General features: G+C 32.7%; 7 protein-coding genes. 4 read left to right on the top strand and 3 right to left on the bottom strand.

Going from position 1 to position 11,683, the window contains the following annotated elements; genetic code table 11:
- The first annotated feature begins 104 nt into the window (after window positions 1-104).
- Entirely contained in the window at window positions 105-1,499 is a 1,395-nt protein-coding gene (glmM, locus tag ACTF54_RS11210) for a phosphoglucosamine mutase (RefSeq protein ID WP_347197567.1), read from the top strand.
- On the opposite strand, the gene ACTF54_RS11205 is transcribed toward glmM, so the two are convergent.
- Entirely contained in the window at window positions 1,459-2,370 is a 912-nt protein-coding gene (locus tag ACTF54_RS11205) for a lysophospholipid acyltransferase family protein (RefSeq protein ID WP_347197566.1), read from the bottom strand. The genes glmM and ACTF54_RS11205 overlap by 41 nt on opposite strands.
- Before the next feature lie 49 nt (window positions 2,371-2,419).
- On the opposite strand from ACTF54_RS11205, the gene ACTF54_RS11200 reads away from it, so the two are divergent.
- Complete coding sequence (locus ACTF54_RS11200; protein ID WP_347197565.1) at window positions 2,420-3,055, top strand: rhomboid family intramembrane serine protease; 636 nt, start codon at window positions 2,420-2,422, stop codon at window positions 3,053-3,055.
- 4 nt (window positions 3,056-3,059) lie between these two features.
- Here ACTF54_RS11200 and ACTF54_RS11195 read toward each other — a convergent pair whose 3' ends face one another.
- Window positions 3,060-4,181, bottom strand: coding sequence for a redoxin domain-containing protein (locus ACTF54_RS11195; RefSeq protein ID WP_438969371.1), 1,122 nt, complete (start codon window positions 4,179-4,181; stop codon window positions 3,060-3,062).
- Window positions 4,182-4,292: 111 nt separating this feature from the next.
- On the opposite strand from ACTF54_RS11195, the gene ACTF54_RS11190 reads away from it, so the two are divergent.
- Window positions 4,293-6,659 (top strand): GAF domain-containing protein, encoded by a 2,367-nt coding sequence (locus tag ACTF54_RS11190; RefSeq protein ID WP_347197563.1) that lies wholly within the window; start codon window positions 4,293-4,295, stop codon window positions 6,657-6,659.
- Here the strand turns inward: ACTF54_RS11190 and ACTF54_RS11185 are convergent.
- The gene (locus tag ACTF54_RS11185; RefSeq protein WP_347197562.1) at window positions 6,640-7,839 is read right to left on the bottom strand and encodes a Pycsar system effector family protein; all 1,200 of its coding nucleotides are present in this window, start codon (window positions 7,837-7,839) and stop codon (window positions 6,640-6,642) included. The genes ACTF54_RS11190 and ACTF54_RS11185 overlap by 20 nt on opposite strands.
- A gap of 44 nt (window positions 7,840-7,883) precedes the next feature.
- On the opposite strand from ACTF54_RS11185, the gene ACTF54_RS11180 reads away from it, so the two are divergent.
- Window positions 7,884-11,606: a metallophosphoesterase gene (locus tag ACTF54_RS11180; RefSeq protein WP_438969370.1), complete on the top strand. Its 3,723-nt coding sequence runs from the start codon at window positions 7,884-7,886 to the stop codon at window positions 11,604-11,606.
- Window positions 11,607-11,683 lie beyond the last annotated feature (77 nt).

Below are 11,683 nucleotides of genomic sequence, written 5' to 3'. Positions count from 1 at the left end.
GAAATACTTTCTTTCTAATTTTAATAGTATTATGATCGTCTAACTGGTAAATATTTTTTAGATAGATTACTTTTGTTGTAAATGTAAACCAATAAAAACATAGAATGACTCTTATAAAATCTATTTCAGGAATACGTGGTACTATAGGTGGTGAACCTGGTGAAAACTTAACGCCACTTGATGCTGTTAAATTTGCTAGTGCCTATGCAGTATGGATAAAAGCAAATTCGGGAAAATCAGCACCAAAGGTAGTTATTGGAAGGGATGCGAGATTGAGTGGATCGATGATACAAGCGTTAGTACAAAACACATTAATAGGAATGGGTTGTCATATTGTTGATTTAGGCCTGAGTACAACACCTACGGTTGAACTAGCAGTGCCAAATGAAAACGCTGATGGAGGAATTATACTAACTGCAAGCCATAATCCTAAACAATGGAATGCTCTAAAATTATTGAACAATAAAGGAGAGTTTTTAAATGGTGCTGAAGGACAGAAAATTTTAGACACTGCTGATGCGGAAGATTTTTCTTATGCAGAAGTAGACCATTTAGGTACTGTTGAAATTATTGAGGATTACATACCTAGACATATTCAGATGGTATTAGATATGCCTGTTACAAAGGTGGAACAGATAAAAGCGGCTGGTTTTAAAGTTGTTGTTGATGGAGTAAATAGCACTGGAGGAATTGCTATACCAGAATTGTGTAGAGCGCTAGGTGTAGAGGTCGTAGAATTATATTGCGATCCTACTGGTCATTTTCCTCATAATCCTGAACCTAAAAAAGAACATTTAGCTGATTTATGTGCTGCGGTCGTTGAAAACAAAGCACATATGGGTATTACTGTAGATCCTGATGTAGACAGACTTGCTTTTGTTGATGAAACAGGAGAAATGTTTGGTGAAGAATATACTTTAGTCGCTTGTGCAGATTATATATTGGGTCATAAAAAAGGAAATACAGTATCTAATCTATCATCTTCTAGAGCTTTGAGAGATGTTACATTAAAACATGGCGGATCCTATTTTGCGGCAGCTGTAGGAGAAGTTAATGTGGTAAACACGATGAAAGAAAAAAATGCCGTTATAGGTGGAGAAGGAAATGGTGGTATTATCTACCCAGATTCTCATTATGGAAGAGATGCATTAGTTGGTGTTGCCATGTTTTTATCTCTTCTTACTGAGAAAAAAATGAAGGTTAGTGAATTAAGAGCTAGCTATCCTTCATACTTTATGGGTAAAAAGAAAGTGGATCTTGTTAAAGGAATGCCAGTAGATGCAATTCTAGAAGAGATTCAAACTAAATATAAAAATGAAGACGTTACTAGTATAGATGGTGTTAAGATAGATTTTGAAAACGAATGGGTACATATGAGAAAATCTAACACAGAACCTATCATACGTATTTATACAGAAGCTACGTCACAAAAAGAGGCTGACGATCTAGCAGATCGTTTTATTTCTGAACTCGAGGAGATAGCACAACGTCACGTTTAGTATTTGCTAAAGTAGATTTCCATCTTTTATGCGACCACAAATAATATTCTGGCTGCTTGTAGATTTGTTCTTCAAGCAGTTGGAAAAAAGTGTCGGTAATATACCAGTCATCAGTTTCAGATCCATTATCCGTTATGGTGACAAATTCAGTTTCATAGTATCCTCTTTTTATTTTAGCTATTCTTAAGAATACAACTGCTGTATTATAATCTTTAGAAATACGTTCTGCACCTTTGAACACCGCACTTGGAACATTGAAAAAATTAGTAAAAAATTGAGCTCTAGCTGCTTTAGGCGATTGATCCGCAACTAGTGCAAATAATGCAGCTTCTTTTTGTGCAGATGTGCTCATTAAAGCTGTAGCTTGTTTCATTGCGATTAACTCGCCATCAAACTTTCTTCTAATATTTACAATTAGTTGATTGAATTTTTTATGCTTTAAAGGCTTGTAAACTGCATAAACCTTATAATCAATGTCATCACCTAAGGCCATAGTCCATTCATAACTTCCTTGATGTCCAAACATCGCTATGATCGGTTTTCTCGCTTTCGCGAAAGCGTTAACTAACTCAGGGTTTTTACAAGTAAATCGTTTTTTCATCGATTTTTTACTCATTCCCATAGACTTGATCATTTCAATAAAAATATCACAGAAATGCTGTGTACTTTTTTTTGATAACCGAATAATCTCTTTTTCGTTTTTATCTGGAAAAGCAATTCTTAAATTGCTTTTAATCACATCTTTACGATAACCTATTACATAATACGTAATAAAATAGAAAAAATCACTGATCAGATAGACTATAGAAAAAGGCAAACGTGAAATGATCCAAAGCAGCGGATATATAAGATAAAAAGCAATGGCTTGCATGAACTATTTTTGAGCAAATATACTATCTTGTAATCTATTAAAATCATACATGTATAATTTAGATATAGTCACCATAGTTGTTATCGCAACCAATATAATTATCAGTTTTAAAGGCTTTCAAGATTATAGTTTTAAGAGTAAGTACTTATTCAATATAGCTGGTATTCAAAGAGGAGAACAGTTTAGGTTTTTTACCAGTGGTTTTCTTCATGCAGACCAAAGGCATTTACTTTTCAACATGCTCACACTGTTCTTTTTTGCGGGAACTGTGGTAACTAGATTAGGAGATATAAAGTTTTTAATCATCTATCTCTCTAGTTTACTAGCAGGTAATTTTTTAAGTTATTTGTTTCATAAAGATGAATACCATTACAGTGCTCTAGGAGCAAGTGGTGCCGTTTCTGGCATTATTTACAGCGCTATTGTTCTAGATCCTACCATGAGAATTTACTTTGGGATTCCAGGTTTTATTTTTGGAATAGGATATTTAATTTATTCTTTTTATGGTATGAAAAGGCTTAATGATAATATAGGTCACGATGCACATTTTGGTGGTGCAGTAGCAGGTGTCTTACTATCTTTAGTTTACGATTTTGACTTGATTTATACCAATACAATTACGGTAATAACTTTATTTGCTACTATTATCATCTTATTTTTTTTAATGCGATTTATGAAAAACTAGAATTTTAAGAGTTTCCTAATAGTTCTTCAAGTTTATTGTGTAGTTGCTGACCTCTCAAGTTAGTAGCAATAATGATCCCATTTTCATCTAATAAAAAAGTCGCTGGAATGGCATTCACATTATACAATTTTGCAAGTGGACCAAAGTACATCAATCTGGAAACATGATTCCAGTCCATTTTATCTTTGACAATAGCCTCTTTCCAAGCTTTTTCTCCATTTTTTTTATCTAATGAAACACTAATAATATTAAAACCTTTTTCATGGTATTTATTATATGCCGCTACAACGTTAGGATTTTCTCTACGACATGGTCCGCACCAGGAAGCCCAGAAATCAATCAAGGTAACCTTACCTAACACATCACTTAATTTAATAATAGAACCGTCAGGACTGGTTCCTTCAAATTCTGGTGCTTTAGCACCGATAGCTACTGACTCTGTTTTTTTAAGATAAGCATCGATCCTTTGTGCCATTACAGATTGTTTTACCTGTGTATTAAAATCATTATAAATTTCTCTAGATTTTGCGGCATCTATAAATTTACTATTAAGTAACTCTCCTAAAATCATAGGAGCGATAACACTAGAGTTGTTACTGGTAATAGTTTCTATCGCATATTCTTTAAAATCCTTTTCTGCTTGTGTCCATTTTGCCGTTACATCAGTTGCCTTTGTATTATCATTACTTCTTAAAGCCGCAGCTCTTTCGTCTCTATATATTTTTGATTGTGAGGCGTAAGAAGTTTGTTGCTTTTTAAAAGTTTTTAAGGCCTGATTTGATTTACTTCCTATGACCTCACTATCATATAAAGAATCTTTTTTAAGCCTTATATTTAATGCGCTATTTTGAACTAGGATAATAAAATTACCTTCACTTCCGTCTAGAGTTAAAAAGCGCACTTCTTCACTGCTTAGTTGTTCTTTTTTGTCAAAAAAGAATGATTCCTCCATTACAATGCTGGTATCTATAATCACGGTTCGACCATTTTGATCTAAATCATTAAGATATACACGCATACCATTTGCAACACCTGGCGCATTACCATTTATAAAATGAGTTTCCTTCTTCTTTTCATTACACTGATTAATAGCTAAGAATGATAAAAAGACTAATAAATACTTCATTGATTAAATTTTTGGCTAAAATAATTGATTTGAGTGTAGTATACAGGTTAAAGAAATCAAAAATTATCCTACTACTGTCTAGTCTTAACACATAAAAAGTATCTTTGATTTATGGAAAATGAAAGCTCACCCAGTTTTATGAATGTGCAGCTTACTTTTAAGAAGATTGTAGATCATTATAAAAGTAGGCTAGTAAATGAAGAGAGCAATTTTAAAAAGCTTTATATATCATCTATATTGCGATTTGTGGATGAAAATGAAGAGCTTATAAGCGGTATTCAACTTGATGAACTTTCTAGATTTGAAGAGTCAATAAGTATCTTATTGTCAGACCTGTTTCCAGCAGCCCTTTCAAAAAATGAAATAAAAGCTGCAACAATACCTTTTACTGATATATTATTTAATAAAACTGAGCGTTTAGAAAATATAATCGATAATGCAGGTCCCGATTTTACACTTAATCTTAGGAAAGATTCACAATTTGATATGTTTAGAATATCTTGTGGTATCATCCTTAATCAAGTTTATGATCAATCTATTGATTTAAGTAGACCTATGCATGTTTACATTCCAGATAAAAATGGTCACAAGCGCACATATAGAGTTACATATAATGCAGATTTTATAGATGTTAAAATAAATGACGATTCTTATTTATTGTCTGAAGAGGATGTTAAGAATTTGTTACGTATGCCTGATGATCAAAAATTTTGGAACAAATGTTTTCCTAAATTTAGTTATACATTCAGTGGTTTTGTTATCATTTCTTTGACTGATGTTACAATAGATGCGGCCATTTCAGACTTAAAAACAATTTTATTAGATACCAATTCAAAAAAGGATCAAACGAGTAAAATAGAATCTATTTTTAGAAATATTTTTAATCTCGAGAACTTAAGAGTAGGTTTTACTTCGTACGATCACCGTGAACAATCGTTTGAAATAAATACTTATAATGAGACAGAGAGTTTTATTTTAGGAAATATTTCAGAAAGTGATTGTAATGGTGTTCTTTGTGCTGACAGCTACGAGCATTTAATAAGCAATTCTGAGCCGTTGGTTATAACAGATGTAGAGGATTATGCGACAAAAATTAAGAATAAATTTTTAACTGATAACCTATTAAAAAAAGGGATTCAAAGTGCTATTTTTTATCCTATAACAAAATCCAGTAGATTAATCGGTGTTTTAGAAATTGTAAGTATTAAGAAATTTGCATTGAATTCATTTAATGCTTCAAAAATTGATGACGTTTCTGGTTATATAAAGGCTGCCCTTGTCAGATCAGAGCAAGAATATGATAATAGTTTAAAAGCACTTATCCAGACAGAATGTACTTCTATACATCCTAGTGTTCAGTGGAAATTTGAGAAAGAATCTCGTAGGATATTGAAAGCTCGTAATACTGGATCTAGTAATGAGTATTTTAAGGATATAAGTTTCCAAGACATCCATCCTCTATATGGTCAGATTGACATTGTAGGAAGTAGTGATGCTCGTAACGAGGCTATTAAACGAGATTTAATAGACCAACTGGATCAAGTAGGAGAAATATTTGCTTTCGCGAAAGCGTATGAAAAACTACCTATTTACGATCAAATATCTTATCGTGTAAAAGAGTATCGTAATGAACTGGAACAAGGTACGATTGACGCAAACTCTGAAAGAGATATTATTAAACTGCTTACCGATGAAATTAATCCGGTAATGAAACATTTACTGAAACTGTCTCCTAACATAATAGAATTAGTTACTAATTATCAATCTCAAATTGAATTGAGTAGTGGTGTTATTTACAAAAAACGTAACGATTACGATAATACAGTACAAGCTATTAATGAAGCACTTTCACATACTATTGATCAAAGACAAAAAGAAGCGCAACAAATTTTCCCACATTTCTTTGAACGGTTTAAAACCGACGGTGTTGAGCATAATATTTATATAGGTAGCAGTATAGCCACAGATCAAGAATTTAATGTTGTATATCTATATAATTTAAGATTATGGCAATTACAGACCATGATTGAAATGGAGAATAGGTTTTATGCTTTACAAGAAAATTTACCTGAGGTCATACAGGCTGCGAGTATGATTCTTGTTTTTGATAATACACTAAGTATCAGGTATCGTATTGATGAGAAAAGATTTGATGTAGATGGTACTTATAACGCACGTTATGAGGTGATCAAAAAGCGTATTGATAAAGCAAACATTAAAGGAACAAAGGAACGTATCACGCAAAAAGGTAAAATTGCAATTATCTATACGAATAAAGAAACGCAAAGGGAATATTTGAGATACATCAGCTTTCTTCAACATAATAAACTGTTAGGTAAAGAAATAGAACACCTTGAACTGGAAGATGTTCAAGGTGTTGTAGGTCTTAAAGCCATAAGAGTTAACGTTCTTTATAATATTGATATTATTGATGAAACCTTAACTTATAATGATCTTGTTAAGGAATTACATCTGTAATTTGCTGAAAATCGGTGGTCATAAATGCAATAATAAATGCCATCACAGAAGCGATAATACCTATCATAAATATCGTGTAGGTCCATCTAAGTAAGGTATATTTTCTATTGAGTACTAGTCCTAAAAGCCATAAATCTTTTAATAAAGACTCATACACTTCTTCTTTATTTTCTAGCAACTCCATCAGGGCCTTTTGATACCTTTGAAAAGGTACCTTGTGAAAGTTACCAAAGAATAATAAATTTACTTGTCTATTTTGTACCTGTTCATCAGTAAATTCTCCTGTGGTAACATTGGGTCTGGTAGACATTATTGATAATATTATACTAGCCACTGAAAATAAAATCAATATCAATGTAGGCCATAACAAGTGTCTATTACTTATTTGATCCAATTTAGGAATAATATTTGCCAGCGCTAATGAAATAATAATCGCATTTACAGATAGAAGTATGTTAGCCTTAGTATCTGCTATGTCGCTTAATTTTATATGATTACGTAGTGTAGTTCTAAAAAGAGTTTGAATAGCTCTTTCTGGACTTTGATTTTTTAGGTCTACTTTTACTTTTTCCTTAGCGTATTTTTGTTTTTTCTTTTTTTTCTTTTTAATTAATTTTAAAAGATTATCATTTTTTGAAGTATTCCAGTTTTTAATAGCATAAGACGTATAATAACGATGTTTTTCTGTAAAAACGATTATATTTTCTTTACGCCACTCTTTGTTAGTATATACTTTACCTCTTAGTTTTAGCTCTTGCTTCAGTAGTTCACTAGTTTCTTTATAGTATTCTTTAGCAAAATGAGAAGCATCAGCATCTCTAATGATTTCTTCTAATGGATCAGTAGGGACACCACAAAATTTAGTGGCTAGTATCAATTTTTTAACGCTAGCAATAATATCTTTATCTTCATTTTGCTCGTTAAGAAAAGTTTCTGCGATACGAGCACTTTCTTCTTCATGTCCTTCAGCACCTTTTATATAACCGGTATCATGTAACCATGCAGCAAGTAATAATGCTTTTTGATCATTAACATCGATTTGAGAATTGTCGATTATTTCCTGCGTACTTTTAACAACTCGTTTAGTATGCGTATAATTATGGTAAACATATATAGCATCAAGTTGATTTTTTAACAGATTAAGTACAAAATCATCAGTTGCTTTGAAAATATCGCTCATTCTAAACTTTTATTTTTGCTAAAATTAATATCATTCCTAAACTTATGTCTAAAAATAACATTCTTTTATTACTTATCGCTTTAATTATTTCTGGTTGTGCCAGTTTTAAAGCACAGTATGCAGAAGAAGTACAAGATAAATATCCTGTTGACCCAGAAATTCAAAAGTCTTTTTATTTGATAGGAGATGTTGGAAAATCACCTATAGGTGGAAAAAGTGATGGATTACTAGCTTTAGAAAGCTATCTTAAAAAACAAACTACAGATAAAGATCACCTTATATTCTTAGGCGATAATATTTATCCAACGGGCATGCCTTCTAAAGAATCTGACTTCAGACCTATTGCAGAGAATCATTTAGATGCGCAAATCGATGTAGCCAAATCTTTTAACGGATCAACTATTTTTATTCCTGGTAATCATGACTGGTATAATGAAGGTTTAAATAATGTAGAGAGAGAAAAAAAGTACATTGAAAAAGCCCTGAAAAATAAAAACGTATGGGAGCCCAAAGTGGGTTGTCCTATTAGTAGTATAGATATAAGTAAGGAGATCCAACTTATTGTAGTAGACAGCCAGTGGTATCTTGCAAAATGGGATCAACATCCCACGATCAATGATGATTGTGATCAAATTAAAACCAGAGATCAGTTTTTCCTAGAAATTGAAGGAGAGTTTAAAAAGAATCAAGATAAAACCATCGTATTTGCTATACATCACCCTTTGTTCACTAATGGTATTCACGGCGGTCAATATGCTGCGATCAAGCATTTGTATCCATCACAATCTGCTATTCCTGTTCCTATTTTAGGATCACTAGCTACTCAAATTAGGACCAGTGGTGGAGTAAGCGCACAGGATAAGCAAAACAAAAGATATCAAGAAATGGTAGATAGAATTGCCACTCTTGCACGCGCATCTGCAGCACCTAGAATTATATTCACTAGTGGTCATGAACACACATTACAATACATAGAAAATGAAGGTATACGTCAGATTGTTTCTGGTAGTGGAGCAAAGCAAAGTTATGCTACTTTAAGTAATGATGGTTTGTTTTCTTATGGTGGGATGGGTTTTGCAAGACTGGATGTTATGAAAGATGGCAGTAGTTGGGTGCGCTATTACGGTTTTGAAAAAGGAAAGGAAAAATTAATTTTCACCCATAAAGCTATTGATGCACCTATAGAATTTGATATAGAAAAATTGCCAGATACATTTCCCGCTTTCGCGAAAGCGAGTGTGTACGAACAAGAGAGAGTAGAGAAAAGCGCTGTCTTTGAATCTGTATGGGGAACAAAATATAGAGATTTATATGGGACTAATATTGATGCTAAAGTCGCTATATTAGATACCTTAAAAGGTGGATTAAGAGTAGATCGTGCTGGTGGTGGTCATCAAACTAGGTCATTGAGACTTATTGATAAAGATGGTAAGGAATACAACTTACGAGCTTTAAAGAAAAGCGCGGTCCAATTCTTACAGACAACAGTTTTTAAAGAAAATACTGTTGCAGCCTCTTTTGAAGATACCGCTGCAGAAGATTTGTTATTTGACTTCTATACAGCTGCACATCCGTATGGTGCATTAACGTTACCAAAACTGAGTGACGCTGTCGGTATATATCACACTAATCCAGAGGTTTATTATGTTCCAAAACAAAAAGCCCTAGGTAATTACAATAATGAATACGGTGATGAACTCTATCTATTGGTAGAACGACCAGAAGAGAACCATAAAGATCTAGCTAGTTTTGGAAAGCCAGATGATATTGAAAGTACAGGAGATATTTTTGAGAAATTAAGGGAAGATGAAAAGTATTCTATTGATCAAGAGGCATTTGTAAGAGCACGTTTGTTTGATATGTTATTAGGTGACTGGGATAGGCATCAGGATCAATGGCGATGGTCTCAATTTAAACAAGAAGATGGAAGCAGCATTTTTAAACCTATCCCAAGAGATAGAGACCAAGTGTACTCTAATTTTGATGGTGCTTTATTTGCTACTTTGAGAACAATGATAGGCTTAACTAAACAATTTGCTACCTATGATGAAGATTTGAATAATGTAAAATGGTTCAATACAGCTGCTACTTATTTAGATAGAACTCTTGCCCAAGAAGCAGATAGAGACATGTGGGTTTCTCAAGCACAATTTATTAAGGATAATCTATCTGATGAAGTTATAGAGGCCGCATTTAAAGATCTTCCTGCAGCAATTTATCCAGATGCTTCTACAGCAAAGATTATAAAAAACATGAAGATACGTAGAGGTAAAATAGTTGATATTGCAAAGAGGTATTACGATTACTTATCAGACCTTGCTATTGTAACTGGTACTGATAAAGATGATTATATAGTTGTAAATAGAGTAGTAGATGGTCAGACTAGAGTAACTATTTATAGAAATAAAGATGGTAAAAAAGCAGATGTAGTAGTTGATCGATTATTTCTAAAAGAAGATACTAAAGAGATTTGGGTTTATGCTCTAGATGATGATGACATTATTGAAGCCATAGGAAGTGGAAAAGATCGTATTAAAGTGAGAGTTATTGGTGGACAGAATAATGATATTTATGATCTACAAAATGGTAAAGGTATTTCTATTTATGATCATAAATCTAAAGAGAATACATTCAAAAATAAAGCCGGTGCTCGTGTAAGGCTTTCTGATAGTTACAACACTAATCTTTATAATCCTAAAAATAGTATTTCTACTTCTAATGTTTTAACGCCAGGTCTAGGATTCAATCCTGATGATGGTTTTAAAATAGGTGTTCAAAATACTTTTATGGTAAATGGATTTAATCGTAATCCTAATACAAGAACTCATCAAATTAAAGCTGGTTATTATTTTGCTACAGATGGATTTGATATCAATTACAATGGAACTTTTGCAGGTATTTTTAATAAAGTAAATCTAACAGTTAAAGCAAGATATTCTGCACCAACTTTTGCAGAGAATTTTTTCGGTTTTGGAAATGAGACCATTAATAACGATAGTAATGTAGATTTTGATTTTAATCGTGTACGATTAAGTGAACTTTCTGCAGGTCTAGGAATTAACTATAGAGGAGAATATGGATCTAATGTGTTCGGAGGATTAGAAATTCAAGGATTTGAAGTAGAAGATGATGAAGGCAGGTTTTTAGAAACACTTCCTAATGCAAATCCAGATACTAATCCAGAGTTTTATGAACGCAAGTGGTTTATAGAATTAAATGCTGGTTATAATTATGAGAGTTACGATAACAACCTTAATCCAACTAGAGGAATGTTATTTGATGTAAAAGCCGGTATTAATGTGGACAAAGATGACCTAGGCAGCGCATTTGGTTATATTATGCCTAAGTTAGGGTTTTATAATTCTTTAAGTCGTGATCGCAAACTCGTTCTTAAAACATTAGTGCAAGCTACCGTTAACATAGGAGATGATTTCCAATTTTATCAAAGTGCACAACTAGGGCAAAATAATGGTTTAAGAGGTTACCGTACCCAGCGTTTTTCTGGTGAAAGTGCTTTTGCAACTAGTGCAGATGTAAGGTATAGTTTTAACGAATTTAAAACTGGGCTTGTTCCTTTACAAATGGGTATATTTTTAGGTGCAGATGTTGGTCGTGTATGGTTTGATGGAGAGGATAGCAAGAGATGGAATAATGATGTAGGTGGCGGTTTTTGGATCAATAGTTCTGAAGCAATAGGAGCAACGTTCAATCTTTTTGCAGGAGAAGATGGACCTCGTTTTAGCTTTCAAGTCGGATTTAGTTTTTAATTGATATAAGAGTCATTCTAGTATAAGTCAATATCTATAATTTTAGAACCTTTTATCAAAAGGCTTCTCGTTTATTA

The organism is Nonlabens sp. (assembly GCF_965657255.1).
GTDB lineage: Bacteria > Bacteroidota > Bacteroidia > Flavobacteriales > Flavobacteriaceae > Nonlabens.
This window is presented reverse-complemented; position numbering and strand designations above follow the sequence as displayed.

Bases quoted from the DNA above. Each gene is read 5' to 3' on its own strand.
- glmM (WP_347197567.1), top strand. From the start codon at position 105: ATGACTCTTATAAAATCTATTTCAGGAATACGTGGTACTATAGGTGGT.
- ACTF54_RS11205 (WP_347197566.1), bottom strand. From the start codon at position 2,370: ATGCAAGCCATTGCTTTTTATCTTATATATCCGCTGCTTTGGATCATT.
- ACTF54_RS11200 (WP_347197565.1), top strand. From the start codon at position 2,420: ATGTATAATTTAGATATAGTCACCATAGTTGTTATCGCAACCAATATA.
- ACTF54_RS11195 (WP_438969371.1), bottom strand. From the start codon at position 4,181: ATGAAGTATTTATTAGTCTTTTTATCATTCTTAGCTATTAATCAGTGT.
- ACTF54_RS11190 (WP_347197563.1), top strand. From the start codon at position 4,293: ATGGAAAATGAAAGCTCACCCAGTTTTATGAATGTGCAGCTTACTTTT.
- ACTF54_RS11185 (WP_347197562.1), bottom strand. From the start codon at position 7,839: ATGAGCGATATTTTCAAAGCAACTGATGATTTTGTACTTAATCTGTTA.
- ACTF54_RS11180 (WP_438969370.1), top strand. From the start codon at position 7,884: ATGTCTAAAAATAACATTCTTTTATTACTTATCGCTTTAATTATTTCT.